The organism is Phenylobacterium sp. LjRoot225, from assembly GCF_964252855.1.
Lineage (GTDB): Bacteria > Pseudomonadota > Alphaproteobacteria > Caulobacterales > Caulobacteraceae > Phenylobacterium.
In genome coordinates this window covers 1,937,131-1,963,206 of sequence record NZ_CAXUPL020000001.1, presented here as the reverse complement: position 1 = coordinate 1,963,206, position 26,076 = coordinate 1,937,131, and the positions used below count along the sequence as shown (strand labels likewise).

General features: G+C 66.3%; 19 protein-coding genes and 1 pseudogene. 11 read left to right on the top strand and 9 right to left on the bottom strand.

Going from position 1 to position 26,076, the window contains the following annotated elements; genetic code table 11:
* Positions 1-9: 9 nt before the first annotated feature.
* The 3 genes from ACSQ2B_RS09210 (at position 10) to ACSQ2B_RS09200 (ending at position 2,297) form a co-directional block, all read left to right on the top strand.
* Positions 10-567 carry a nuclear transport factor 2 family protein gene (locus ACSQ2B_RS09210; RefSeq protein WP_436049160.1) on the top strand — a complete coding sequence of 186 codons (558 nt, stop codon included), beginning with the start codon at positions 10-12 and terminating at the stop codon, positions 565-567.
* A 43-nt stretch (positions 568-610) separates the two neighbouring features.
* Complete coding sequence (locus ACSQ2B_RS09205) at positions 611-1,351, top strand: SDR family NAD(P)-dependent oxidoreductase (RefSeq protein ID WP_436049158.1); 741 nt, start codon at positions 611-613, stop codon at positions 1,349-1,351.
* An 82-nt stretch (positions 1,352-1,433) separates the two neighbouring features.
* Complete coding sequence (locus ACSQ2B_RS09200; RefSeq protein WP_436049157.1) at positions 1,434-2,297, top strand: SDR family NAD(P)-dependent oxidoreductase; 864 nt, start codon at positions 1,434-1,436, stop codon at positions 2,295-2,297.
* Between the two features lie 191 nt (positions 2,298-2,488).
* On the opposite strand, the gene ACSQ2B_RS09195 is transcribed toward ACSQ2B_RS09200, so the two are convergent.
* The 5 genes from ACSQ2B_RS09195 to ACSQ2B_RS09175 all read right to left on the bottom strand — a co-directional run bounded on the left by ACSQ2B_RS09195 (position 2,489) and on the right by ACSQ2B_RS09175 (position 7,065).
* Positions 2,489-3,775 (bottom strand): MFS transporter, encoded by a 1,287-nt coding sequence (locus ACSQ2B_RS09195; protein WP_436049155.1) that lies wholly within the window; start codon positions 3,773-3,775, stop codon positions 2,489-2,491.
* 219 nt (positions 3,776-3,994) lie between these two features.
* On the bottom strand, positions 3,995-4,843 hold the full coding sequence (locus ACSQ2B_RS09190) for an NAD(P)-dependent oxidoreductase (RefSeq protein WP_436049153.1): 849 nt from the start codon (positions 4,841-4,843) through the stop codon (positions 3,995-3,997).
* An 11-nt stretch (positions 4,844-4,854) separates the two neighbouring features.
* The gene (locus tag ACSQ2B_RS09185) at positions 4,855-5,676 is read right to left on the bottom strand and encodes an NAD(P)-dependent oxidoreductase (RefSeq protein WP_436049151.1); all 822 of its coding nucleotides are present in this window, start codon (positions 5,674-5,676) and stop codon (positions 4,855-4,857) included.
* 28 nt (positions 5,677-5,704) lie between these two features.
* Positions 5,705-5,911: a hypothetical protein gene (locus ACSQ2B_RS09180; protein WP_436049149.1), complete on the bottom strand. Its 207-nt coding sequence runs from the start codon at positions 5,909-5,911 to the stop codon at positions 5,705-5,707.
* A 2-nt stretch (positions 5,912-5,913) separates the two neighbouring features.
* Positions 5,914-7,065, bottom strand: coding sequence for a sulfotransferase family protein (locus ACSQ2B_RS09175; protein ID WP_436049148.1), 1,152 nt, complete (start codon positions 7,063-7,065; stop codon positions 5,914-5,916).
* 262 nt (positions 7,066-7,327) lie between these two features.
* On the opposite strand from ACSQ2B_RS09175, the gene ACSQ2B_RS09170 reads away from it, so the two are divergent.
* The gene (locus ACSQ2B_RS09170) at positions 7,328-8,581 is read left to right on the top strand and encodes an alkyl sulfatase dimerization domain-containing protein (RefSeq protein ID WP_436049146.1); all 1,254 of its coding nucleotides are present in this window, start codon (positions 7,328-7,330) and stop codon (positions 8,579-8,581) included.
* On the opposite strand, the gene ACSQ2B_RS09165 is transcribed toward ACSQ2B_RS09170, so the two are convergent.
* The 4 genes and pseudogenes from ACSQ2B_RS09165 to ACSQ2B_RS09150 form a co-directional block, all read right to left on the bottom strand.
* Positions 8,578-9,489 carry a helix-turn-helix transcriptional regulator gene (locus ACSQ2B_RS09165; RefSeq protein WP_436049145.1) on the bottom strand — a complete coding sequence of 304 codons (912 nt, stop codon included), beginning with the start codon at positions 9,487-9,489 and terminating at the stop codon, positions 8,578-8,580. The two genes, ACSQ2B_RS09170 and ACSQ2B_RS09165, sit on opposite strands and share 4 nt — an antisense overlap.
* 239 nt (positions 9,490-9,728) lie before the next feature.
* Positions 9,729-9,863 (bottom strand): annotated as a pseudogene (locus ACSQ2B_RS09160) (transposase); the annotation flags it as partial.
* Between the two features lie 103 nt (positions 9,864-9,966).
* Entirely contained in the window at positions 9,967-11,694 is a 1,728-nt protein-coding gene (gene dld, locus ACSQ2B_RS09155; protein WP_436049144.1) for a D-lactate dehydrogenase, read from the bottom strand.
* Between the two features lie 110 nt (positions 11,695-11,804).
* Positions 11,805-12,659 (bottom strand): fumarylacetoacetate hydrolase family protein, encoded by an 855-nt coding sequence (locus ACSQ2B_RS09150; RefSeq protein WP_436049143.1) that lies wholly within the window; start codon positions 12,657-12,659, stop codon positions 11,805-11,807.
* Positions 12,660-13,033: 374 nt separating this feature from the next.
* Between ACSQ2B_RS09150 and ACSQ2B_RS09145 the strand changes: the two genes are divergently transcribed.
* From ACSQ2B_RS09145 to ACSQ2B_RS09115, 7 genes are all read left to right on the top strand, one after another.
* Positions 13,034-13,777: an SDR family NAD(P)-dependent oxidoreductase gene (locus ACSQ2B_RS09145; protein ID WP_436049142.1), complete on the top strand. Its 744-nt coding sequence runs from the start codon at positions 13,034-13,036 to the stop codon at positions 13,775-13,777.
* 117 nt (positions 13,778-13,894) lie between these two features.
* A complete protein-coding gene (locus ACSQ2B_RS09140) occupies positions 13,895-14,578 on the top strand; it encodes a FadR/GntR family transcriptional regulator (protein WP_436049140.1) in 684 nt (227 codons plus the stop codon).
* An 80-nt stretch (positions 14,579-14,658) separates the two neighbouring features.
* Positions 14,659-15,552 (top strand): helix-turn-helix transcriptional regulator, encoded by an 894-nt coding sequence (locus tag ACSQ2B_RS09135; protein WP_436049139.1) that lies wholly within the window; start codon positions 14,659-14,661, stop codon positions 15,550-15,552.
* A gap of 528 nt (positions 15,553-16,080) precedes the next feature.
* Positions 16,081-18,975, top strand: a complete 2,895-nt coding sequence (locus ACSQ2B_RS09130; protein WP_436049138.1) for a TonB-dependent receptor domain-containing protein — start codon at positions 16,081-16,083, stop codon at positions 18,973-18,975.
* 172 nt (positions 18,976-19,147) lie between these two features.
* A complete protein-coding gene (locus tag ACSQ2B_RS09125) occupies positions 19,148-21,337 on the top strand; it encodes a hypothetical protein (protein WP_436049137.1) in 2,190 nt (729 codons plus the stop codon).
* Positions 21,338-21,344: 7 nt separating this feature from the next.
* Complete coding sequence (locus ACSQ2B_RS09120) at positions 21,345-23,714, top strand: glycoside hydrolase family 3 N-terminal domain-containing protein (RefSeq protein WP_436049135.1); 2,370 nt, start codon at positions 21,345-21,347, stop codon at positions 23,712-23,714.
* A 50-nt stretch (positions 23,715-23,764) separates the two neighbouring features.
* Complete coding sequence (locus ACSQ2B_RS09115) at positions 23,765-26,074, top strand: glycoside hydrolase family 3 N-terminal domain-containing protein (protein ID WP_436049133.1); 2,310 nt, start codon at positions 23,765-23,767, stop codon at positions 26,072-26,074.
* The last annotated feature ends 2 nt before the right edge of the window (positions 26,075-26,076 follow it).

Below are 26,076 nucleotides of genomic sequence, written 5' to 3'. Positions count from 1 at the left end.
GAACTCGAAATGAGCACGGAAGATCGCCTGGCGGCGCTCGAGGCCAGGATGCAGGAGGTGGTGGACCGACAGGCCATCTTCGACTGCATCAAGCGCAATTCCCGTGGAAACGACCGCTTCGACATCGACCTGGTGGCGAGCAGCTACCATGACGACGCGGTGCACGAACTTGGGGAGAAGCAGATCTCGGGCCGCGAATACGGCGAGCACGCCAACCGCTCGCACGGCGCCCTGTTCGACGCCAACCTTCACAACGTGACCATGCACATGTGCGAGATCGACGGCGACGTCGCCCATGCCGAGAGCTACAGCCTGGGCGTCTTCCTGGACAAGGGCGGGGAGACCGGACGCATGCTGGCTGGCCGCTACATCGACCGGCTGGAGAAGCGCAAGGGCGAATGGCGGATCGTGCTGCGCCGCGCAACCGTCGAAGTCGCGATCGAAGGAAAGGCGACGCTGCCTACCGGCAAGACCTTGCCTGGCTCGCGTTACCTGCGCGGCTCCCGCGACCGTGACGATCCGTCCTACGCCCGCCCGCTCACCACAGACAGCGGCTCGCGCTGGTAAGCGGCGGCTTGCACGGTTCGGCTCGAACATAGGAAGACCTGAGATGACGCATTCTGGCAGAGTCGCCATCGTGACCGGCGCGGCCCGCGGTCTTGGCCGGGCGATCGCCCAGCGCCTGGCCCGCGACGGGGCGGCGGTCTCCGCCTGGGACCTCAATGAGGAGGGCGTCCGCGAGACGGCCCGCCTGATCACCGCGGCAGGCGGTCAGGCGATCGCGCTGACCTGCAATTCGGCGAAGGCTGATGAGATCGCGCGCGGAATCGCCGAGACGCATACGAAGCTCGGCAGCGTAGGCATCCTGGTCAACAACGCGGCGCTCTCGCCGTTCATGAAGTTCCAGGACATCACCGAGCAGGTCCTGGATGATCTTTTTGCGGTCAACTTCAAAGGCCCGTTCCTGTGCTGCCAGGCGGTGCTCCCCGACATGCTGGAGGCCGGCTGGGGGCGGATCGTCAACATCTCGTCCTCGTCCGCCCAGACCGGCTCGGCGCGGCAGACCCACTATGCGGCGACCAAGGCGGCGGTGATCGGCTTCACCAAGTCGCTGGCCATGGAACTCGCCGAGACCGGGATCACGGTCAACAACGTGCCGCCGGGCTTCGTAAACACCGAGGGCCTGCAGGAATCCCCTGTCGACGTGGAAGGGTTCGCCCCGCGGACACCCATGAAGCGAGCCGGCCGCCCCGAGAACATCGCCGCCGCCGTGGCGTTCCTGGCGTCTGACGACGCTGACTACATCACCGGGCACACCCTCAGCGTAAACGGTGGGCGCTACCTGAACTGACCCAGCGCGAGGGCGGCCAGTTCGAGCACCAGACGACCATCGAAGGCGAAAATCCATTCGCCTCAACGCAGAGGACCAAGCCATGTCGATCAAAGCGCCGGTCGCTATCGTCACGGGCGCGAGCCGCGGAGCTGGCCGTGGCATCGCTATCGCCCTCGGCAGCCACGGCTGCACCGTCTACGTCACGGCCCGTTCGGAGAAGGCCGGCGACCACCCTTTGCCCGGCACCATCTACGAGACCGCCCAGGCGGTGACCGCTGCGGGCGGCGAGGGGATCGCGGTGCGCTGCGATGCGGGCGACGACGCCCAGGTGCTGGACCTGATCGAGCGCGTCGAGCGCGAGCAGGGCGGGATCGACATCCTGGTGAACAACGCGGCGGCCATCTACGACGAGCTGAACGCGCCGGGAAACTTCTGGGAGAAGCCGCTCAAGCTGGTCGACCTGATGGATGTCGGGCTTCGCAGCGGCTACGTGGCGACCTGGCGCGCCGCGCCGAAGATGGTCGAGCACCGGCGCGGCCTGGTGGTTTTCACCTCGGCCTCGGGCGCCGTCCACTACGTGTTCGGCCCCGCCTATGGCGCGCACAAGGCTGGCATGGACAAGTTCGCCGCCGACATGGCTGTGGACTTAAAAGACTTCGGCGTCGCCGCGATTTCGATCTGGATGGGCGCCCTGCTCACCGATCGGCTGAAGGCCATCATCGAGGCTGAGCCCGACAAGTACGCCTATCTCCAAGACCAGATCGAGACGCCGGAGTTTACTGGCCACGTAATCTGGGCGCTCTACAATGACCCCAAGCTGATGGAGCGCTCAGGTCAGACTCTGATCGGCGCAGAACTCGCGCGCGAGTACGGGATCACGGACGAAGGCGGCCGCCAGCCGCCCTCGTACCGCGAGACCCACAAGGTCGCGCCGCACACACAGTATCCGAACATCATTCGCTGATCCGCGGCGCAGGGACGAGGACATCGTCGATCTATCGCTCGGAGCGGCGGCCGCCCACAGGCCTCGGCCGGCAGGGGCGCGAGCCTTTGCGGCTGACCCGGGATTGGCGCCTCGCGTGCGCGGATCCGGGCCGCGCTATCGTCGTCGGTCTGCGTCCTTGGTTATGCTCAGCTTGACTAGCAGCTTTTTGTTCAAGCGCCAGCGGGACTGGGCGCGGCCACCTGCGGCGGCGCGTCAGCCCACTTCGGATACGGCCCCAGCCGGAAGATCAGCAGCCCGCACAGCAGTGCCCCGGGGATGCCGATGAGCAGCAACGGACCGTAGCTTCCGAAGTGGTCGTAAACGGCGCCGGCTGCGATCGGCCCCAGGCCGCCTCCCACGGCGATGAGGCTCGCCATCACCCCGAAGATCTTGCCGAAGTTGCGCAGCCCGCCGTAGCGTCCGGTCAGGTAGGCGGTGATCTGCAGCTTGGTGCCGGACCCGTAGCCAATGATGATCATGGCGATCACGATCGTCAGCGGCGAGCGCAACGGCTCGAGCAGCAGGGCGAAGGCGATCGCCGTCGATCCCAGGGTGATCGCACCCACTGTGCCGCCATCGGCGCGATCGCTGGCCCAGCCGGTGACCAGCTTGCCGACGATGCCGGCGATTCCGCCCAGACTTGCGAGCAAGGCCGCATGGGAACGGGACACTCCTGCCTCAGTCAGGATCGGCACCTGGTGGATGAGGACGCCCACGGACAGGAACATGAAGAGCAGGGTAGAGACGCCCAGGCGGATGAGCGGGAGGTTGCGGAAAGCCTCGCCGAAGCCCAGTCCAGCGCTGGCTGCGGATGACCCGGCGCCCCGCGAGGCGCTGCGCCCCTTCCTCAGTCGATCACCAGGCTCGAACATGAAGAGGACGATCAGGAGCAGCACCGGCCCGCCCCAGGCAAGCGCAATCCAGACATAGGCTTGCCGCCAGCCGAAGGCGTCGATCAGCCGTTCCGCCAGCACCGGGGCGATCGTCTGAGTCAGCGCCGATCCACACAGGACAATGCCGAGCGCCAGGCCACGACCGGATGTGAAGAGGTTGGAGGTGGCCGCCGTCCAGACGGTGGCTTTGATCAGCAGCGAGGCCAGGCCGTAGAAGGTCCAGAGCAGCAGCCACTGAGTGGTGTTTCCGTTCGCCAGCGCGAAGGAGGCGACCGCCGCGATGGCGAGCGCCATCCCGGGGATGGCGAGCCTGCGCGAGCCCCAGCGGTCGATCAACGCCCCAATGAACGGCGACATCGGGATCGTCATGAGCGAGGTCACGAGCAGGCCGGCCGAGATTTGCGCCCGGCCCCAGCCGAACTCCTTCGCCAGCGGCTCCATAAAGAGCCCGGTCGTGTAGCTGCCGACCGAGTAGAAGGAAAACCCGGCCATGGCCGCCAGGACCGCGGGCCAGTGCGCCCGCCATTCCGCTGCGGCTGAGCCGGATCGCGCCGTTTTGTCCACCTGTCCTGGTCTCCCTAACGCTTCGTCGTCTCTTGCTGGCTCGAAGGTCCTCGTGGACCGCGCGGGTGGTGGCGATCACCTCGTGACGGGCGGCCGCGGGCTCTGAGCCGGCGGGTCGCGTGTGCTCACCTGCACGCCGGATTGCCAGCTTCGGCCGCCGACAGGAAAGTTATCGTGGCCGGAGGCAGCGTCCCGGCGCGGATGCGGATTGGACCAGATTCATCTGCAGTTCCCGCGCTGACATGGGCTCAAGGCGCCCGAAACATCGAAAGTCCTCAGGCCCATCGAGGCGACTGCGCCGCGCAGGCCCTCCACGGCGCGCGTCGCATCACCCGCCGCTTCGCTGAGCAGCCGCACCTTGTCGGCGAGCGCACCTGCGTTCGCGAAGCCTCGCAGGCTCGGCTGACGCGACAGCACTTCCAGGCCGAAGCTTCGGCCGCTGCTCGCCTGCAACAGCTCGAGCAGGGACGCACGATCGAGACCAAGGCCCTCGCCAGCCGTCAAAGCCTGGTGGGCCAGAGCCAGGTTCGCCGCTAGCAGGGAGTTGTTGACCAGCTTCGCCGTCTGGGCGGCCCCGTGATCGCCCAGGTGGAAGATGCGGTTGCTGAATGTCTGGAGCACCGGGCGCGCGCGCTCGAGAAGCTCAGGATCGCCAGCCGTCATGACCGTGAGGGTTCCGGCCTGCGCGGCCGGCGCGCCGCCGCTTACCGGAGCTTCAAGCACCGACACACCGTATCGCCGCGCCTGGAGAGCGACGGCCTTGCAGGTCTGCGGCAAGGTCGTGGAATGGATGACGATACGCCCGCCCGGCCGCATCGCCGGGATGAGCTGATCGCAGACCTCCAAGACCGCGGCGTCGTCGATGACGCAGAGCCCGATGTGCTCGGCGCCGGCCGCGAGGTCAGCGAGGCTGTCGACGATCCGCGCAGAGGTCTGCCTGAACGGCGCGAGCGTCTGCGGCCGCCGCGCCCAAAGCAGGACCGGCAGGCCCGCATCGATCATGCGCCGGGCGATCGGCGCCCCCTGGCTGCCCAGGCCGATGAAGCCGCAGACAGGGTTGGGGGTCATCCTCGCCCCCGTCACGATGGCGTCGAGGTCCCGGCCAGAGCGCGCTCGAGGAAGTCTGCGGCCGCATCGCGAAGCGCGACGAACGCCGCCGCCTCCGTCCCCAGCACCTCGCCGAGCAGCCGCACATCCTTCTTCAGCAGGGCCGCGCCGTGGGCGAAGCTGCTGGGCTCGGGCATGCGGGCGCGAACCTCAAGGCCGAAGCTCCGTGCGCTGCTCGCCAGGAGGAGCTCGACCAGCGCCGGCTTGGTGATTCCAAGTTCCGCGCCGACCGCCAGCGCCATGTCGGCCAGTCCGATGTTCGCGGCCAGCAGGGTGTTGTTGATGAGCTTCGCGTGCTGGCCCGCCCCCACGTCGCCGAGGCGGACGATAAGCCGACCGAAGGTCTCGAAAACCGGCCGCGCTGCGGCAATGACATCCGGGTCCCCCCCCAACATTAGGGTCAGGGCTCCCGCCTTCGCCGCCGGCGAGCCGCCGCTGACCGGGGCGTCGATAACCCAGACACCCCGTTCTCCGGCCAGCTTCTCAATGGCGCGGCAAGTGTCGGGGTGAACGGTGGAGTGGATGGCGATCCGGCTGCCGGGGCGCATTGCGGGAACCAGCTGCTCGCAGACCTGCCGCACGTCGTCGTCGTTGACCACGCAGAGTCCGACGTGCTCCGCCTGCGCACCCAGCTCTGCGATCGTTGCAGCGAAACGGGCGGACGTGTCCCGGTATGGATCCAGGCTCTCCGGCCGGCGCGCCCACAGCACCGTCGCAAAGCCGCCCTCGATCATCCGGCGCGCGATCGGCCCACCTTGGTCGCCGAGGCCGATGAAGCCGCAGGTGATGCTCACGTCAGGTTCTCCGTCTTTCCCGCACCCATCACAGCGACTTCACCGTCCGCCCGCCGTCGACCACCAGGATGTCGCCGGTGTGGAAGCGCGAGGCGTCGGAGGCCAGGTAGGCCGCCGGCCCTGCGATATCGGCGCCCTGCCGGGCGCAGCCCCTCAGGAAGCCGAGGCCGATGCCGCTGTTGGCGCCGGCGGCGAGAACCACGCGGCCGGTCAGGTCGAAGAGATTGCGCGCCATCTTCACGCCTCCACGCCGGAGGCGACCGGGTGCGCCCGCAGGTAATCGGAAAAGTAGGGCTCGAGGTCCTTCTTCGAGAGGCCCCACTCGGCCAGGGAATAGGTGTGCTTGCCGCGCTTGTTCTGCGGATTGTCCTGCAGCCAGGCCCGCATCCCGGCTTCACCAGCGTCGGTCCATTCGTCGCCGAGCCAGCGATAGATTTTCTTCAGTTGCGCCAGCGGGTCGGCGACGAGATCGTCGTAGTAGCAGTGAAAGATGTCGTCCGGTCGTTCGCGGCTGACTTCGAGCGGACGCGCGGCGTGCAGCGCGAGCTGCAGCGGAAAGCGCTGGCGCATGTAGTCGCGCCCCTCGTCCATCTCGAACATCGGGCGTGAACCGCCGCGCATGCCGAACGAAGATCCGACGGCGGCGTACGGATCACGGTGGGTCCAGATCACCTTCGCGTCCGGGAAGCTCTTGAACAGCTGGCGGATGAAGAGGGAGTCCGACGGCATCTTCAGCACCCAGCGACCGGGGTTGCTGCTCTGCAGGATCTGTAGCACCCGCTTACGGTGCTCGAAGGCGCTCTCCATGTCCGTGAAGAGGATCCAGTCGTGGTAGGTCGGGACTGTCGTCGTGACCGCCAGCATCAGCGACCGGAAGTCCTGGGCCACCAGGTGGACGCATTCCGTGGGCCCGTCGCCCGGCTCGAAGTGGGCGGCGGCGACCTTCGGCGCCATCTTCAGCATGGTCTCGTCTTTGGCGATCTCGGCGAGGCAACGCGGATCGGTCTTCAGCGCGCCAGGCGCCGCAGGCGGCGCTGCATTGTATGCCTCCCAGCGGAGCATCGAGCGGTTCGCCGGATCGGCGTCGAGCATGTAGCTGAGCATGGTGGTGCCGGTTCTCGGCAGCCCGAGGATAAAGACCGGCCGCTTGATCGGCGCCTCAACGACCGCGGGGGTCTTGCGGATGTAGTCATCGACCTGCATTCGCGCCGCCAGCGTCTCGACGTAGCGGTTCTTGACGATCGCCCAGCCGCGCTCCGTGAGCCTGCCCTCGCGTTCGTGGTCTCGCAGCAGGATCTCCAGGCCTTCCTTCCAGGTGTCGGTGTCAGGATCGGGCGTACGGGCCTTTTCGCGCGCAGCGTTCACGATGTCTTCGAAGGTCAGAGTCATCCGGCGTTCCGCAAAAACGGGCCAAGTCGAAGCGTCCAGTCGCGCTTGAGCTGACCGGTCGGGCTTTGGGCGAGGCCCCTGTTGTGTTGCGGCGAGCTTCGGCCTTGGCGCTTGATGATCAAAGCCGGCTGTTTGTGGCTGCGCGGCCAGATTGTCGTCGGCCAGCCAGAAGGCCGTCGCGAGCGGCCCAAACCTCGAGGCGGCGATTGCGCGACCGCGGCGCGGCGTCGGATCAATCGGGATCGGTTCAAGGAAGCCTTAGATGACTGACCAAGAGCGCCGCTCGGACGATCGGCTCAAAGTCGCAGAGCTCGTGAAGTCCGGTGAAGGCCAAGCCGCGGCGATTGAACGCGCGCCTGGGATCTGGGAGTCGCGCGGTGTCGGTAACAGCTATCTCGTCACCACGCCGCAGGGCGATGTGCTCGTGAACGCTGGGACCTTGGCCGACGCGCGCCGCGGACGCGAGCTGTTCGCTCAGGTCTCAAGCCACCCGGTCCGCTACATCGTGCTGACCCAGAGTCACGCCAATCAATACGGCGGCCTGGAGGTCTACAAGACGTCCGAAAATACCGTGATCGCCCACCGGACCTACGCCGAGGACCGGGCCAACGCCGAGGCTCTGTCAGCGCATTACCGGCGCGGCTCGCGTCGCATATTCGGGACGATCACAGGCAGCACAGAGGCGATGATCCCCACGAGAGAGGTCCCGCCAGACCTGCTGATCGACGACCAAGGCCACGCCTTCGATCTCGGCGGCCGCCGATTTGAGATCATCTGGACACCCGGCGGCGAAACGCGCTCGGCGGTGATCGTATGGCTTCCGCAAGAGAAGATCGCCATCGTCGGCAACCTGTTCGGGCCTCTGTTCGGCAACCACCCGAACCTGAATACGCTCCGCGGGGACAAGCCGCGTTCGGCTTTGCAGTTCATCAACTCGGTAATGACCCTGCGTGCGCTTGGGCCGGAGCTGGTTCTCACTGGCCACGAGGCGATCAGCGGGGTCGATAACATCCGTCGCGAGATCAGTCGCATCATCGACTCCGTTCAATGGGTGCATGACCGCACCGTCGAGGGGATGAACGCGGGCGTCGACCTGCGCACCCTCATGCGTGAGATCCAGACGCCTCTCGAACTCACGCTCACCGAGGAGTACGGCAAGGTCGCTTGGAACGTGCGCGCTATCTGGCACGAGTACACCGGCTGGTTCGATCCGGCCCGGGGCACGACCGAGCTCTATGGGGTTCCGCCGTCAAGCGTCGCGCCCGCTATCGCGGAACTCGCCGGCGGCGCCGACCGGCTGGTCGAGCGGGCGCGAATCTTCGTGGCGGAGGAAAAACCCCTCGAGGCGCTGCACATGCTGGACGTGGCTCTCGCAGCCGAGCCCGGCTCCGCGCTCGGCCGCCTGGTGAAGCGCGAGGCGCTGGAGCTGCTGCTCAGACAGACCGGCGGCAAGAACCTTTGGGAGCGGATGTCGATCGCCGCCGAGCTCCGTGAGCTTGACGCCCCGGCGACTTAGAGCGGACGCACTCTGGGCTCGATGGCGCGAAGCAGGCGGTTGCGGAACGCGCGCGGCGTGAAGCCGGTCGCTCGCCGGAACGTGTAGGTGAAGGTGGATTGAGATGAGAATCCCAGGCCTGTGGAGATTGACTTGATGCTCTCGTCGGTGGCGAGACGCCGCTTGGCCGTTTCGATGCGATTCTGCGCCATGTAGTCGCCGATCGAGCACCCGCGGGTGGTTCGAAACCCGCGGGTAAGCTGCCGGACCGAGAGATCGCAGAGGCTCGCCAGCTCGACCAGCGTAGGCGGTTCGCCGGCCTGCGCGAGCCGCTTGTCTATTACCTTTAGTCGCCAGGCGGCGAGTCCGCCGTTCTCGGTCGGCTCGCCAACGCCCGTAAGGTAGCGGGCGATTTCGACAGAGAGCTGCACCACGAGCGCTTCACATAGCTCAAGTGCGGCCAAGCGGGATTCTCGGACTTCCTCGGCAAGCCTGAGCATCAAGCCCCGAATTTCTGAGCTGGAGATGTCGAGCAAGGTTTCGAGGCGCCGATCCGTCCACTCGAAGTCGGGGGGAAGCCACCGATGAACGTCCCGCGCCTGCAAGGCGCAGATCAGCGAGAGATGCCGTCCGCCCTCGTGTTTCAGTTCCAGCTGAAATCCCGGGGGAAGTGCGATGATCGAGCCCATGCCGACATAGCGATGCGGCCCCCACCGATCGACGTAGCGTGCGCGTGCGTCCGGGCGCCGTGGGGTCATGCACAGATCGATCCAGAATATGTCCTCGCGAAAGAACATGTGTTCATCCGGACCATTGTGGTTGAGGCGCATCAGCAGAATGTGTGCCGACGGAAGTCGAAGTTCCGCCGCCTTCGACAGCTTGGCCGTTCGGCCGGCCTTGTTCCGTTCGGCTCCAGTCATCGCGGTCATCGCGCGATATTACACGCAGGTCTTGTGCGCTGCAGGACATCTTGTTTCTGCGGTTCGAGATGAGGTGGTCTTTCAGCCTCATGAGGAGTCGATCCTGAACACGGGCCGCGGCGGCGCGCGCCGCGGGGCGCGCCGCCGCGCTCGAAGACCTCGACGAGGACCATGCGTCCGCCGCAGCTGGGGCAGGCGATCGGCGGCTTTGCGGCCGCCTCCGGCTCGGCGCTGGCGTCGGCCGCGGATGGCGGCGGCGCCTGGAGCAGGGCGCGGGCCTTGGCCAGGTTGGCGGCGCGGGCGGGGTTGGCGAACAGGCCGTAGTGGCGGATGCGGTGGAATCCGCTGGGCAGGACGTGGATCAGGAAGCGGCGGATGAACTCGTCAGGCAATCTCCCGACCCATGGGCAAGGAACTTTATGCCAAATGGGCGTGACAGCGAGGCTGCGCCCGGCGGCGCGCTCCCACTGGTGAGCCTGGACCTAGTCAGGACATCCAATCGCGATTGCGGCTCGTATGACCGATCCCGGGATTGAGACGGTTGCCTGGGTCGAGCCGCCGATAGTGGCCGGCGAGTTCGGGCTTGGCGCAGTAAAGATGGCCGACGTTGTGCTCGGCAGGAAACTCCCCGCCGCGCTGTTCGATCAACGCAAGGATCTCGTGCTCAAGGGCCATGGCCGAGACGCCTTTGCGCACGACGTAGTCCTGATGGAATACGTGGCAGAAGAAGTGGCCGTAGTAGAGCTTGGCGACCAGCCGGTCGGAGATGGTGGCGGGCAGGCGCTCGAACCAGTCGCGGTCGTCGCGACGAAGGGCGATGTCGACGGCGGCGATGTCCTCAACGTCGCATCGGTGGATCGCACGGTAGCGCACGGCGGCGCCAGCCACGGCGAAGCGGTGCTGGAACGCCCGCTCGGCCTCCTCGGGGGAGCACTCGAAGACCTCCCCCTGTGGGCTGGGGAACATCTCGCCAAGGAGGGTCCGAACAAATGGCGCCGCGGCCTCGGGGATCTTCAGAATCAGATGGTGCTCGAAGCGGTCGCGGTATTGCCGAATGCGCCGCGGCAGGTGGTCCGGAAAGAGACGCGAGGCGGCCTGAAGCAGGTGATCGGAGAGATCTGCGGGCAGGATCAAGGCGCGCTTCGCCAGCCGATCCACCCAAGCCTTGAGTTGAAAGAGTCTCGGTAGCCGCTGCACGCCGAGCCAGCGGATCGCGAGCACGGTGTCCTTGCCGTAGCGAGCGGCGATGTCGAAAGCCTCGCGATGAATGTACTCCGCCGAGATCGGCAGAAACGGGCACTCCGCCAACATTCGGCGGCGAATGGCGGTCAGGTCCCCCGACGCGTTCGAGCCGATGTAGAAGGTCGTTGGGCGTTCGGCTTTCGCGAAGCTGTCCACGCGCACTGCGAAGACCATGACCTTGCCGGCGCTTCCCGAGGCCTCGTACAACCGCCGGCGATCGGCGTTGAAGCGCGCGGGGGTCTGCGCATCAATGTCGCGCACGATACCCTCGTAGTCTTTGGCGGAGGCGGCGCGGCCCTCGTCGACGAGATCGAGGTCGCCGAACGCCCCGGCGTCCAGCGCAGCCAGTATCCGCTCGGGATCGTCGCCCAGCCGCAGGCCGAGGTGGTTGCGCAGCACGACCTCGCCTGACGCCTCGACCTGCGCATAGAGAGCGTACTCCGTGTAAGCAGGCCCACGGGCGACGAGGGTCCCGCCCGAGTTGTTGCAGATCCCGCCGACGACCGACGCGCCGAGACAGGACGAGCCGATCACCGAATGCGGCTCGCGCCGGAGCGGTGAAAGGACACGTTCGAGCTCATGGAGCGTCGCGCCCGACAGGCAGACGACTTCCCGGCCGCCGGACAGCGGAAAGACGCCCTTGATCCGCAGGGTGTTGATGATGACAACTGGCCGATCGTAATCGCCGCACGGCGTCGAGCCGCCCGTCAGGCCGGTGTTGGCCGCCTGAGCGATCACGATGTGGTCGGCGGCGACGCAGGCCTGAAACACTCGCCACTGCTCGATCAGCGATCCCGGGCGCACGACGGCGGCGACCGGCCCGCCGCCAGTGCGATAGCCGGTGGCATAGGCTGACACTGTGGCGGGACCGGTCAGAACGTGGCGGCGCCCGACGATCGTGCGCAGTGTCGCAACCAGGGCGCCGCTGTCGGCGGGACCGAAGCGCCGCGTCGTGAACGGGACCTCGCGCACGCCGATTTCAGTACGGCCGGGCCGCGGCGGCCGGGAACAGCCGCCCGCCGACGCCCGCGCTGGCGCCGGTGACGAAGCAGGTTTTTCCCTTCAGCCGAGGGCCGCTCATCTCAGCGGCCTTCGTTCCAGCCGATGACCTTGTGCCGCTGACGGCCGAGCTTCTCGATGCCGAGTTCGACCACGTCGCCTTCGTTCAGCCAGACCTGCGGGGTCATGCCCATACCGACGCCCGGCGGGGTGCCCGTAGTGATGATGTCGCCGGGCAGCAGCACCATGAATTCGCTGAGGTAGGAGACGATGGTCGCACAGTCGAAGATCATCGTCTTCGTATTGCCGGTCTGCATGCGCTGGCCGTTCACGTCGAGCCACATGTCGAGGTTCTGGACGTCGGCGATCTCGTCCTTGGTCACCAGCCACGGTCCGACCGGTCCAAAGGTCTCGCAGCCCTTGCCGCGGTCCCAGGTCGGGCCGCGCTCCATCTGGAACTGCCGCTCGGAGAGGTCGTCGACCACGCAGAACCCGGCGACATAGTCCATCGCCTGGTCATTAGCGACGTAGGACGCGCGGGCGCCGATCACCATCCCGAGCTCGACCTCCCAGTCCATCTTCGTCGACAGGCGCGGCTTGCGCACGTCGTCGTCCGGACCCTGGATGCAGGAGACGGCCTTGGTGAAGATGATCGGCTCGCTGGGCGCCGCCTGGCCGGTCTCCGCCGCGTGATCGGCGAAGTTCAGGCCAATGGCGATGAACTGGCGGGCGCCGGCGACCGGAGGGCCGTAGCGCACCGGCTCGGTGACCAGCGGCAGCGTTTGCGGATCAATCGCCGCCAGCCCGGCGAGGCCGGCGGCGGAAAGGACATCTCCCGAAATGTCCGCGACCTGGCCACTGAGGTCGCGGACCGAGCCGGCCGCGTCGATCAGACCGGGCTTCTCCTGGCCGGGCGGGCCGAAGCGGACCAATTTCATTGGAAACTCCTTTGGATTGGGCTGAGCGGCGACGAGCGTCGCTGAACGCGTGAACGACTGTCAGAGCGTCTGCTCCTGGGCAGGCGCGACCGGCTCGCCGACGACATCTTTCGCATCGGCCGTGCTCCTCCGCGCCGCCCCGACATGCGGAATGGTTCAGTGGAAGTCAATTGTACTCAGACAACAGATGAGGTGTGTCGAACGGGCCTCAGACGGCTTCCAGCAGCTCGGCTTGCCGGGGGATCGGCGAACGATCCGGGCGTAATCCGGCTGGAATTGCCGGCGCTCGCCGTCGATTGCATTCCGCGGCCCGCCATTCTAGTCAGACTAGATTGCGGCTGCGGACGGCCGCGCCTCAAGGTGGGGAGAAGCCCATGTTCCCTGGACGGTTTAGCGGGCGTTGTGCGGTGATCACGGGCGGCGCCTCGGGCGCGGGCAGGGCCGTGGCCAGGCGGCTCGCCAACGAAGGTGCGCGCGTCGCACTTTGGGACCTCAATCCGCAAGCCCTCCTCGAGGCTGCAGGCGAGATCAGCGCCGCGCACACCAGCGCGGTCGACGTTTCGGACCCGGCCGCGGTCGCAGCGGCGGCGGAGGACACGCAGAGGGCGCTTGGAAGCGTCGACCTGTTGCTGTGCTCGGCGGGAATCACCGGCCCCACGGCGCCAGTGGTGGACTTTCCGCTCGAGGGCTGGCGGCGCGTCATCGAGGTGAACCTGAACGGCGTCTTCTATGCCTGTCGTGCTCTCGCCCCCTACATGATCGCCAACGGTTACGGCCGGATCGTCAACCTGGCGTCGATCGCCGCGAAGGATCCGAACCCAAACGCTTCGGCCTATGGAGCGGCGAAAGCCGGGGTCGTGGGGTTCACCAAGGGGTTTGCAAAAGAACTCGCCCAGACCGGCGTGCTCGTAAACGCGGTCACCCCGGCGGTCTTTGTCACCCCGCTGCTCGAGCAGATGCCCGAAAGCCAGATTGAGATGATGAAGTCCAAGATTCCGATGGGCCGCTTCGGGGAGCTGGACGAGGTCGTGTCGATGATCTGCTGGCTGCTGAGCGACGAGTGCAGCTTCTCGACGGGTGCAACGTTCGACATTTCCGGAGGACGCGCTACGTACTGACTGCTTTTTGCAGGAATTCCGTGGGGACCGAATCGAGTGGCCAGAGCAGCTCGAGCCCGTTTGGCGATAGCGACGGGCCGCGCCCCAGAGCCCGAGGGGGCGTCGTCGCCCGGGGTGATGATCCACAATCGGATCGCGCGCGACCTCGCGATCGACATCATCTCGGGCCGCCACCCGTCCGGCGCGGCTTTGCCGAACGAGGTGGAAGCCAGCGCTGAACTCGGCATCTCCCGCACGGCGTACCGCGAATCCATTCGCATCCTCGCAGCGAAGGGCCTTGTCGCCAGCCGGCCCAAATCCGGGACGACCGTGTCCCCGCACAGCGAATGGAACATCCTCGATCCGGATGTCCTCGGCTGGACTTTCGAGGCCGGGCCGACGGAGGATTTCGTCCTCTCCCTTTTTGAGCTGCGTCGCATTGTCGAGCCGGCCGCCTCGGCTCTCGCAGCCGAGCGGCGGACCTCCGAACAACTCGCGCAGCTCGGCCACGCGATCCAGGAAATCAAACAGTTCGGCTTCGAACGGCGCGAAGGTCAGCTCGCGGATCGACGGTTCCACGCCCTCCTGCTCGCCGCGACCGGCAATCCAGCCGTGATCGCCCTTACCCGGACGATCTCCACCGCAGTTGAGGCCTCGACTCTCTTCAAGCAGCGCAAGCGTCGTCTTTCACGCGACGCCACGCCGGAACACCAGGCGCTGTTCGCCGCCATTGCGGATCGCGATGCCGAACGCGCTCGCGCCGCCTGCCTCGAACTGATCGACCTGGCGATGGAGGACCTGCGTCGCGGTATGGCCGACTAACCCGTGCGGTTCAGCCGCAGGCCGTCGGGCCGCGACACGAACTGTAACGGATCGCAGTTTTTGTCCGCGAAGATCCAGAGATGATTGCCAAACGTGCGACCAAGAGCGGAACAGCGCCCAGGCTTACGAAGGCGGCGGAGCTTCGGCTTTCGTCCGCCCACCTTTTGCTGATGCGCCTCAATCACGAGCGCCCGAACACACATAGGTTCTTCCGCGACAATATCTTCTGGGTTGACCTGTGCATCACGCCCCGGTCCGCGCGAGCTCGGTACATCGACCGCTGGGCGCCACACCGCTACTCCCCGCTCGGATCGGTCGTCGTCCTTCCGCCCGGCTTTCAGCTGGAACTTAAACATGAGGGGCGCCGGCATCTGTCGCTCATCTGCACTCTCCATGCGGAGGACGTGAACCGCTGGCTCCCTGCCGATTTCGAATGGTCCGACAACCGGCTAGAAGCGCTGCTCGACATCTCAAGCCCCGAGATCCGCAGCTTGTTGATCCGGCTATCGGAAGAAGTTCGAGAGAGCCGTCTCGCAAAACGAGAGGTCTGCGAGGCTCTCGTCGAACTGCTGTCCGTCGAGATCGCCCGCTACCTAATGTCGGTCGGCGAGTCGACCAAGGTGTGCGGCTTGGCCGCGTGGCGGCTCAAGGTTATCGACAAGCGTCTCATGCAAGGCGGAGAAATCCCTACACTTGTTGAGCTAGCGAGTCTTTGCGACCTGTCGGTTCGGCAACTTACCCGCGCGTTCCGTGCGACCCGCGGGTGCTCGATCCGGGAGTATGTCTCCCAGAGCCGGATCGAGGCAGCAAAACGGCGCCTCGCTACGGACGAGAGTATAAAATCGATCTCGACGAGCCTCGGCTTCGCCTCTCAGTCCACCTTTACCTATGTTTTCCGCCGAGCCACCGGGGTGACGCCACGGGAGTTCCGACAGCGCTTACTGCGCGCGCTGGAGCCGAGGGTAGGCGCTTGAGGTGAGTGACGAACCCGCATCTCTTAGCCCGATTAAAGCCGAGTAGCTGGTGATCGGCGCGTTGCCCCGCGCCGACCCGAAGCCGCGGCCCGCTTCGGCCGATCACGCGCGGACGCACAGCCCCACGATATCAGCTTCGCCTTTTCCAGGTGGGCTCCCGCCGCGGAACATACTCCCGCATCACCTACTTTTCTTTAGACGTTGCGACATCTCCGCAGCGCCACCGCCGACACGACGCGAAAAACGCGGCCGCTTTGAATGCGCAACGGCCTTCCCGAGATAAAATGGCCCAGATCGCACACAATGCCGACTTCCATGCGTCGTCTCTAGCGGGGAGATATACTCGGACAATTTGGGGTCAAGTCTCGGCGGGGCGGCTTGAACGGCCGCACCCGCACGCCGGCTGGAACAGCCTATTTCAACAGCCTCACGACGCCCGCCGGGCGCGCGAGGAAACAACCGGCGATGTTAGCGCAACCAACAATGGCGCGGCATCGCAACGAGAAACTTTGGGGGAGGTAACCAATTATGCTGCTGCGCCATCGCACGTCGCTGATGTTTCCATTTGTTCGTTCGCTACGTCTGGCAATGTGCGCCAGCGTCGCCACCATCGCCTTGGCTCCGGTCTACGCGGTCGCCCAGGAAGCTGCGCAGACAGCCAAGGTCGATAAGCAAGCCGCTGGCGGTGTCGCCAACGCCTCGGAAGAGTCGTCGGTCATGAGCGAGATCGTCGTTACGGGTACGCTCCTGCGCGGCGCGCCGCCGGTCGGCTCGAATCTGATCAGCGTCGGCCAGGAAAAGATCACCTCGACCGGCGCCACCACCGCGAACGAGCTGTTGGCGAGCGTCCCGCAGGTCAGCAATCTGTTCAACAACGTGGCGACCGCGCGGCTTGGCGTCGCCGCCAACCAGATCCAGGTGGCCCGGCCGAACCTGCGCAATCTCGCGGGCGAGACCAGCTCGTCTGCTTCAACCCTCGTTCTGTTCGACGGCCACCGCATCGCACCTGTTGGGGTGACGCAGAACGCCATCGATCCTGACATCCTTCCGCCGATCGCGATCGAGCGGGTGGAAGTGGTCACGGATGGCGGATCGGCCACTTACGGGTCCGACGCCGTCGGCGGGGTCATCAACTTCATCACTCGCAAGCGCTTCGATGGACTCAAGACCCAGGCCCATTACGGCTTCGCCGACAACTACAAGCAGTATGACGCCGGTGTCATGGCGGGCAAGGATTGGGGTTCGGGCTCGATCTTCGCCGCCTATAACTACCAGCACAACAGCGCCTTGTTTGGCCGCGATCGCGACTTCATCAGGGACGTAGATTGGCTCTCGCCCAACCTCACGCCGCGCGGTCGCGTGTGTCTTCCCGCCAACGTCCAGATTACCGGCACCCCCAACGTCTTTGCGCTGCCCGGCTTGACGTCGACGACACCGAACGCCTGCGATTATGGCAACGGCAGCGTCGTTCCCAGCAGCACCCGACACGGCGCCCTCGTCGGATTGCACCAGGAGCTTACGGACTGGCTGACAGCCGACTTCAGGGTTTTCTACGGTCAGCGCAAGGCGACGTCTTTCGGCGACTGGACCAGCAGTGCGACTGTGACCAGTTCCCAGTTTTACTATACCCCGGTTCCGGGGCAGAGCCCGACTGCAAGAGAGACCGTGTTCTTCAACTTGAGTCCGCTATTGGGCAGAAGCAGCCTGCGTTCGGGATCGGAAATCAAAGAATGGGGCGCCAACAGCGAGTTTGACGCCAAGCTAAACGACAACTGGCGCCTGCGAACCCTCTTCAACTTCAGCGAGAGTGAAAGCAATTACCACTTTGCTTCAATCAACAATACGCTGCTGAACCAATTCGCAACCGGTACGACGGCGGCGACTTCGATCAATTTCTACAACCCGGGGGCGGGAGCGAACGACCTCGCCAACATCCAGCGATTGATCAACTCTGAACAAGCCGCACAGGGCAAGGAAAGCTTGACGAACATCCGTCCGATCCTTGACGGCACGCTGTGGTCCTGGGCCGGCGGCGACATCAAGCTGGCCGTCGGCTATGAGTACATGCACGACAGCTTCCGGCAGGCGGTCGTCCTTGCGGACCAACCGGTCGGTACTCTCGCAACCACGCCCTTTGTCCCATACAGCCGCAACATCCATTCCGCGTTCGGTGAGTTGAACGTGCCCATTGTCGGCGAAGGCAATCGGATGCCTTTCATCTACTCGCTGACGCTGGCCGGATCGGTGCGCTACGACCATTTTAGCGATTTTGGTGGGACGACGAATCCGAAGGTCGGCGTCAACTTCAAACCTGTTTCGTGGCTCGGATTCCGAGGCAACTACAGCACCTCGTTCAACGCTCCCTCGCCGGTCGATCAGCTCGGCAGCCTTAAGAATTCCTTCTTTGGCGGCGGCTTTGTTCCGTTCAATGCATTCGTCAAGCCCGGCGATGTCCCCAGGGTCTCAGGGTTGCTCGCCATTCAAGGGTCGACCCCCAATCTGAGGCCGCAAACGGCCAAGACCTGGTCGGTGGGCTTCGACATCGACCCGCCGGTTGTCGAAGGGCTGCACGCCAGCGCGAACTACTACAACGTCAAATTCAAGAACATCATCGGACAGCCTACGCCGAACGCGGGGATTTTCGCGAACTTCCCGAACAACGTGGTGTCTAACGTCAACGGCGTGACGTTGACCCAGCTGCAGAATTTCGTGAATGGCTCAGGCGTCCCGAATGCGGCCGCCGTTCTGGCCCGTACGACGCCGCTGTGCAATCAGGCGACGGGGATCTGCCCGATCTACGAGCTGATCGACTTCCGCTCGGGCAACTATGGCACTCTAGATATCGAAGGCCTTGATTTCACCGTCAACTACCGCAAAGCGACGGACTTCGGTGGGATCGACGCCAGCGTGTCCGGGAACTACACCCTCGACCGCACAAGCCAGACGGGCGCCGGCGCGCCGGTCATTGACGAGCTCCACCCGCAGTTCCGGAGACTTCCCGGCGGTACGATTATCTCGACCAATGGGGCCAGCCGTCTGCAGCTGTCGGCGACGGTCGGAGCAGATGTCGGTAACTTCCGTGCCCAAGTGACACTCAACCACAGCAGCGGTTATGGGGTGACCCGCTGCGACACGACGACGACGACGACGCTGGTCTGCAATCCTTCAGCGACCGGCGCCCCGACTGCGACCGGCCTTCCGCAAGACCGGGTTCACGCCTTCAACACGGTCAACCTGTTCTTCAAGTACGACGTTCCGGACGGCAGCATGTTGCCCAAGGACCTCAAGTTGACGCTCAACATCAACAATCTCTTCGACACCGATCCGCCCGTCTTCAAGTCGATTGGCTCAAGCACTCCAGGTTACGCCAACGGCTTCACCCTTGGGCGCCTGGTGCAGTTCGGCGTGCACAAGGACTTCTAGGTTCCTGCGGGCGCATGACCTCCCTTTGCGCCCGCCGACTGGGCGCCTCCGCTCGCCGGAGGCGCCTGTTTTTTCCTGAGCGGACCGGACGCAGCGAGCAAGCTGTGTGGCTCGGACGCTCCAGGCGCGGTGGTGAATGCGGGAGCCCACCTTAGAGAGAGCGGAGTTGCAGGTGCTGCAGAGCGTTGCTTCCGGACGGGCTGAGCCCCGTTCGACGTCAGGTTGGTTTGGCGCGACCCGGCGTCGTTGCGTCACGGCGCTCGCCGTCGTCCTGGCGATCTGCGGAACGGGCGCGCCGGTCCAGGCCGCCGAGCCGACGCCGGCGCTCTACAGTCCCGACGGGGATCCCTTGTTCGCCCAGCCCTATATCGACGTCGACGAATGGCGGGATGCGCCGGTCAGGCATCGCTATGTGCATGGCGGGTTCAAGGGGACGGAGACCCGGTTCTCCTTCTACCTGCCGCCGAAGGCGCACTACCGGGGGCGCTTCTTCCAGTACATCACGCCGGTCCCAATTTCCGAGAACACGAGCCAGTCCAACCCGACGGGGGAGGACAACAAGATCGGCTTCGCGATCGACAGCGGCGCCTATTTCGTCGAGACCAACACCGGCGGTGTCTTCGACCTGGGGAAGATGGCGACGCTGAAGGTCGACCCGACCATCAGCGGCTATCGGGCCAACGCCGCCGCGGCCGCCTACTCGCGCGTGGTAGCGCAGCAGATGTACGGCGGGAAGCGGCCGTACGGCTACGCCTTCGGCGGCTCGGGCGGGGCGTTCCGAACGATCGGCCTGATGGAGAACACCCGCGGGGTGTGGGACGGGGCGGTCCCCTATGTCGTCGGCTCGACCCAGGCGATCCCGAATATGTTCACCGCGCGGATCCGGGCGATGCGGATCGTCGGCTCCAAGCTCAACAACGTGGTCGACGCCGCCAGCCCAGGCGGCGGCGGCGACATCTACGCGGGCCTGAGCCCGCTGCAGGTGGACGCGCTGCGCGAGGTGACCCGGCTCGGGTTCCCGCCGCAGTCCTGGTACATGTGGCGCACCATGGGCATTCACGGCCTGGCCGCCCTGTACCCCGGCATCGCCGCCGCCGACCCCACCTACTTCACCGATTTCTGGACCAAGCCCGGCTACCTCGGCCACGACCATCCCGAGCAGTTCGCCGACGCCCGGCTGCAGTTTGCGAGCAAGGTCGCCCAGCCGATCACCGCTGCCGACGCCGCCCGCGCCCGGATCAACATCGACGCCTCGAGCGAGCACCAGCAGGGCGGGGTGGACACCGCTTTCAAGGTCCCAGCAGGCGCGGCGGGCGAGCGGATCGCCGCCTTCCGGTTGGCGGCCCCTCCGCCGACGGTCACCTTCATCGGCGGCGATCTCGTGGTGCTGAGCGGCGCCGCCAAGGGCAAGCGCCTGCCGCTCGCGCGGATCGTCGGCGACGTCGTCGTGCTCGGCACCGCCGACCCCGACGTCGCCCGGCAGATTGCACCCGGCGACGAGATACAGGTCGACAACTCGAACTTCCTCGCCCTGGAGACCTACCATCGACACCAGACGCCGCCGCTCAGCGAGGGCTTCTACGTCTGGGACCAATTCCGCAATGCGGACGGTTCGCCGAAGTATCCGCAGCGGCCAAAGCTGCTCGGGCCGATGTTCATCCCCACGGTCGGCCGCAAGGAGACCGGCGAGATCCAAGGCAAGATAATCATCCTGGAGTCGCTGTGGGACCGCGAGGCGATGCCTTGGCAAGCCGACTGGTACCGCACCCGGGTGCGCCAGCATTTCGGCGATCGGACCGACCAGATGGTCCGCGTCTGGTTCACCAACCACGCAGTGCATGGCGATTTCAATCCGAAGGGCATGGGCGAGGACCCGACGCGTGTCGTCAGCTATGTGCCGGTGCTGCACCAGGCGCTGCGCGATCTTGCCGCCTGGGTGGAGAAGGGCACGCCTCCGCCGGCGTCCACCAGCTACAAGGTCGTCGACGGCCAGGTGATCGTCGCGCCGACGGCGGCACAGCGTCGGGGCGTCCAGCCGGTGGTCGTGCTGAAGGTCGATGGGGCCGAGCGCGCCGAGATCTCCGTCGGCCAGCCCGTGACCCTGCGCGGCAGGATCGAGACGCCGCCCGGCGCCGGCTCGATCGTCGCCGCCGACTGGGACTGCGACGGGAAGGGGACCTTCTCCCAGCACTCAGCGACGGCCGCGGGCGCGGGGATCGCCAGCGTGACCACCACCTGCCGCTTCAGCAGACCTGGAACCTACTTCCCGGCGCTTCGGGCCGTGTCTCAGAGGAATGGCGATCGTCAGACCCCGTATGCACGGATCCAGAATCTCGGCCGCGTCCGGGTCGTGGTCAGGTAGCCGCGAGGTGACGGATCAACGGACGACGATCTCGCGGCGGGCCCTGCTCGCATCGAGCGTGCTCGCCGCGGCGGCGCCCGCGGTCGCCGCCGCGCCTCCGCCGTACAAGGACCGGCGCGCGCCGATCCAGGTCCGCGTGAACGATCTCCTGGCGCGCATGACGCTGGAGGAGAAGGCCGCCCAGCTTCGTTGCATGTGGGAGACCAAGGTCGAGCTCCTCGACGCTCAGCGCCGGTTCTCGGCTGAGCGGGCCGCGACGTCGATCGGCCAGGGCATCGGCCAGCTGGCCCGGCCCGGCGACATCCGCGGCTATCCCGAATGGGAGGTCACCCCGTACCGGAGCATCGAGGACACCGTCGCGCTGGTGAACGCCATCCAGCGGTTCCTGGTGGAGAAGACCCGGCTGGGGATTCCGGCCCTGTTCCATGACGAGCTGGCGCACGGGCTGCTGGCTGGCGACACCACCATCTTCCCGATCCCGCCGGGCTTGGCGAGCAGTTGGGATCCCGATCTCGTCGAGCAGGTCTTCACCGTGGCCGCGCGGCAGGCCAGGCTGCGCGGCGCGACGATCGCGCTCGCCCCGGTGATCGACCTCGCGCGGGATCCCCGCTACGGCCGGGTCGAAGAGTTCTTTGGCGAGGATCCCTACCTGGTGGGGCAGATGGGCGTGGCGGCGGTCCGCGGGCTGCAGGGCCGGCGCCGTCCGCTCGGAGGCGATCGGGTGTTCGCCACCCTCAAGCATTTCGTCCACGGCGCGCCCCAGGGCGGCCTCAACATCGCGCCGGCGGACGTCGGCGAGCGCACCCTGCGCGAAGCCTACCTCGCCCCCTTCGCGGAGATCATCAAGGCGGCGGATCCGGCGATCATCATGCCCTCCTACAACGAGGTGCAGGGCGTCCCCTCGCACGAGAACCGCGAGCTCCTGCAGACCACCGGCCGCCAGCAGCTCGGGTTCCGTGGGGTCTACATGAGCGACTACGGCGGCGTCGGCAATCTGATGGACCAGCATCGCGTCGCCGCCACCAAGGACGAGGCCGCGGTACTGGCCATGCGGGCCGGTGTGGCCGCCGACCTGCCGGAAGGCGCGGCCTATGCGCGCCTGCCCGATCTCGTCCGCTCCGGCCGGGTCCCGGTCGCCCAGGTGGATGCAGCGGTGGCCCAGATCCTCGCGCTGAAGTTCGAGGCCGGCCTCTTCGAGAACCCCTATGTCGATGCGCGCCGCGCGCGCGCCGGCGCGAACACGCCAGCCGACGTCCGCCTCGCGCGGAAGGCCGCCGAGAAGGCCTTGATCCTGTTGAAGAACGACGGCGTCCTGCCGCTCGAGCCCAAGGCCGGACTGAAGCTGGCGGTCATCGGTCCGAACGCCGTCGAGCCGCTGTTCGGCGGCTATTCGGGCGACGCGCCCCGGGCCGTCGGGATCCTCGAGGGCGTGCGGCGAGGGGCTCCGGCCGGCGTTGCGATCGAGCACGCGGAGGGCGTCTGGATCACGCCGCCCGATAGACAGGGCAGACACCTCAGCTATTCGCCGATCGCGCAGCCGCCCGAGGCGGACAACCGCGCCCGCATCGCCGAAGCTGTCGCCGTGGCCAACCGCTCGGACGTGGTGCTCCTCGTGTTAGGCGACGTGCCGGCGCTCACCCGCGAGGCGGTCGATCAGGCGCTGCCAGGCGACCGCAGCACCCTCCGGCTTTGGGGCGACCAGGACCAGCTGGTCGAGGCGATCGTGGCGACGGGCAAGCCGATCGTCGCCCTGCTGTTGAACGGCCGGCCGCTGGCCGTTACGCGGCTGGCGGCGACGGCGAACGCGCTGCTGGAGGGCTGGTACCTCGGACAGGAGGGCGGAAACGCTTTCGCCGACATCCTGTTCGGAAGGGCAAACCCCGGCGGCAAGCTTCCCGTTAGCTTTCCCCGCAGTGTCGGCGAGCTGCCCGTCCACTACGATCGCCATCCGACCGCAGACCAGAACCAATACCTCGAGGGCAAGCGAGAGCCGCTGTTCCCGTTCGGCTTCGGCCTCAGCTACACGACTTTCGAGATCTCTGCGCCTCGCCTCATCAAGCCGCAGATCGTCCCCGGCGAGACGGCGGTCGTAGAAGTGGATGTGACGAACACAGGCGATCGCACGGGCGACGAGGTCGTCCAGATCTACATCCGCGACGACTACAGCTCAGTCCCTCGGCCGATGCTTGAGCTTAGAGCCTTCAAGAGGGTCACGCTGCTCCCGGGAGAGACGCGCACCCTGCGCTTCGAGCTTGGGCCCGACGCCCTTGCGTTCTGGACCATCGACATGGCGTGGCGCGTGGAACCGGGCGACTTCACCATCTCGGCGGGGGCGAGTTCGGCCGCCCTGAAGTCAGCCCGGCTGACGGTCACGTGAACCGATGCACCGCCGCTCAGCCTGAAATTCCATGGAAGCCACGGAAAGCCATGCCGCAAACCATGATCGTCGGCCGCAGGGCCTTGCTGGCCGGCGTCTGTTTCGCGCTGTTTGCCGGCGCGCCCTTGGTGGCTGCTCCTGCCAAGCCCCTAGCCGCAACGATGAACGACGCCGCTGTCACCGCGCGCGCGAGCAGTCTTGTTGCTCAGATGACCGCTGAGGAGAAGGCGGCTCAGCTCACGCAGTACTTCTACATGCAGCCTGCGCCGCCGGTGAATAAGGCGTCGCTCCAGGCGCTGGAGACGACCGGCCTCGGCTCGCTCCTGTTCGTCACCGATCCGGTCGAGATCAATCGGCTGCAGCGCATAGCCGTCGAGAGATCGCGACTGAAGATTCCGGTGCTGTTCGGCTTCGATGTCATTCATGGCTTTCGGACCATCTTCCCCGTGCCGATCGGCATGGCCGCCTCCTGGGATCCGCAAATCGTGGAGCAGGCGCAGGCTGTGGCGGCGGCCGAGGCGAGGGCGGTCGGGGTGCACTGGGCGTTTGCGCCCAACCTCGACATTGCGCGCGACCCACGCTGGGGCCGCATCGTCGAAGGGGCCGGTGAAGATCCCTACCTCGGCTCGGTCATGGCCGCGTCCCAGGTCCGCGGCTTTCAGGGGCCCTACTTGGGAGCTCCCGGCCGGATCATCGCCGGGCCCAAGCATTTCGCGGGCTATGGCGCCTCGCTCGGTGGACGTGACTACGCCGAGGTGAACCTCTCGGAAAGCGAGCTCTGGAACGTCTATCTGCCGCCGTTCAAGGCCGCAGTGGACGCGGGCGCTGGCAACATCATGGCCGCCTACATGGCCGTAAACGGCGTGCCAGCCGCGGCCAACACTGAGCTGCTGACGAAGATCCTGCGCAAGGACTTGGGCTTCAAAGGGTTCGTCGTGAGCGACTCGGGCTCCGTCGTGAAGCTCCAGACGCAGGGGCTCGCCACCAGCCCCGAGGACGCCGCTTCGCGCGCCGTCAAGGCGGGGCTGGACCTGGAGATGACGCCGCCCTTGGGCGTGCCGGCCATGAACAGCCTCCCTGCGGCGCTCAAGGCTGGCCGGATTCCCGAAGCGACAGTCGACGAGGCGGTTCGCCGCGTGCTCCAGGCCAAGATCCGCATGGGGCTTTTCGAGCAGCCGTATGTGGATCCGGTCAAGGCGGAGGCTGTGCTGAACGATCCATCGCACCGGCGGCTCGCCCGCGTCGCTGCCGAACGCTCGGCTGTGCTGCTGCGAAACGAGGGCGGGCTCCTGCCGCTCGATCGCAAGAAGATCAAGTCAATCGCCCTCATCGGTCCGATGGCGGACTCCGAGATCGACACGCTCGGCCCCTGGGTGTTCGACCAGAACAAGCCGTCGGCGGTCACCTTGCTGGCCGCGCTGAAGGCGAAGTTCGGTTCTTCCGTCCGCATCGACTACTCTGAAGGCGTGCGGCTGCCGGAGCCGCTCAACCCCCCGCCTGGCCCGAGCAAGCCGAAACGTTCCGCAGCGCCACTGGACGAGGCGGGGGAGATCAGGCGGGCCGCCGAGCTTGCGCGCAACGCCGACGTCGCAGTCGTGGTGATCGGCGAAGCCTGGAACATGATCAGCGAGGGCGGCTCGCGCTCCAGCTTCGAGCTTCCCGGCGCCCAACAGGCGTTACTGGATGCGGTCACTGCGGGCGGGAAGCCAGTCGTGGTGGTGCTGATGAGCGCCCGCCCGCTCGACCTCAAGGAAACAAGGGCAGGGGCGATTCTCGATGTCTGGTATCCGGGATCGGAGGGCGGCGCTGCGGTGGCGAACCTGCTGTTCGGCGAGGCCACGCCAGGCGGCAAGCTGCCGTTCACCTGGATCCGCAGCGCGGCGCAGGCGCCGAACTACTACGCGCAGCTGATTTCCAACCATCCCGAGCGGGCTGAGAAGGGTTACTGGAACGAGCCCACGTCGCCGACTTACCCGTTTGGTTACGGGCTTAGCTACACGACGTTCGAATACAGCAACCTTAAGATCGAAAAGCCTGCTTTCCGCCGCGGTGAGCCGGTGGGCGTGAGCGTCGACTTACGCAATACCGGCGACCGCGCCGGAGACGAGGTGGCGCAGCTGTACATTCATCAACGGTCGGGAACCGCATCCCGTCCGGCGCGCGCGCTGAAGGGCTTTCAGCGCGTCGCCCTTCGGCCTGGCGAGACGCGCAAGATCCGCTTCACGCTCAAGCCCGACGACCTCCGCTACTGGAGCTCGGAGACCAAGGGCTGGGTCCAGGATGAAGCCGTCTTCGATGTCTGGGCCGGGGGGGACTCGCGCGCCCAGCTCGCCACGACGTTCGCCGTAACGGCGCAGTAGCC

What these genes read in the sequence shown, in the direction of transcription:
- ACSQ2B_RS09210 (WP_436049160.1), top strand. Translation starts at nt 10, where the DNA reads ATGAGCACGGAAGATCGCCTGGCGGCGCTCGAGGCCAGGATGCAGGAG.
- ACSQ2B_RS09205 (WP_436049158.1), top strand. Translation starts at nt 611, where the DNA reads ATGACGCATTCTGGCAGAGTCGCCATCGTGACCGGCGCGGCCCGCGGT.
- ACSQ2B_RS09200 (WP_436049157.1), top strand. Translation starts at nt 1,434, where the DNA reads ATGTCGATCAAAGCGCCGGTCGCTATCGTCACGGGCGCGAGCCGCGGA.
- ACSQ2B_RS09190 (WP_436049153.1), bottom strand. Translation starts at nt 4,843, where the DNA reads ATGACCCCCAACCCTGTCTGCGGCTTCATCGGCCTGGGCAGCCAGGGG.
- ACSQ2B_RS09180 (WP_436049149.1), bottom strand. Translation starts at nt 5,911, where the DNA reads ATGGCGCGCAATCTCTTCGACCTGACCGGCCGCGTGGTTCTCGCCGCC.
- ACSQ2B_RS09175 (WP_436049148.1), bottom strand. Translation starts at nt 7,065, where the DNA reads ATGACTCTGACCTTCGAAGACATCGTGAACGCTGCGCGCGAAAAGGCC.
- ACSQ2B_RS09170 (WP_436049146.1), top strand. Translation starts at nt 7,328, where the DNA reads ATGACTGACCAAGAGCGCCGCTCGGACGATCGGCTCAAAGTCGCAGAG.
- ACSQ2B_RS09165 (WP_436049145.1), bottom strand. Translation starts at nt 9,489, where the DNA reads ATGACCGCGATGACTGGAGCCGAACGGAACAAGGCCGGCCGAACGGCC.
- ACSQ2B_RS09150 (WP_436049143.1), bottom strand. Translation starts at nt 12,659, where the DNA reads ATGAAATTGGTCCGCTTCGGCCCGCCCGGCCAGGAGAAGCCCGGTCTG.
- ACSQ2B_RS09145 (WP_436049142.1), top strand. Translation starts at nt 13,034, where the DNA reads ATGTTCCCTGGACGGTTTAGCGGGCGTTGTGCGGTGATCACGGGCGGC.
- ACSQ2B_RS09140 (WP_436049140.1), top strand. Translation starts at nt 13,895, where the DNA reads ATGATCCACAATCGGATCGCGCGCGACCTCGCGATCGACATCATCTCG.
- ACSQ2B_RS09135 (WP_436049139.1), top strand. Translation starts at nt 14,659, where the DNA reads ATGATTGCCAAACGTGCGACCAAGAGCGGAACAGCGCCCAGGCTTACG.
- ACSQ2B_RS09130 (WP_436049138.1), top strand. Translation starts at nt 16,081, where the DNA reads ATGCTGCTGCGCCATCGCACGTCGCTGATGTTTCCATTTGTTCGTTCG.
- ACSQ2B_RS09115 (WP_436049133.1), top strand. Translation starts at nt 23,765, where the DNA reads ATGCCGCAAACCATGATCGTCGGCCGCAGGGCCTTGCTGGCCGGCGTC.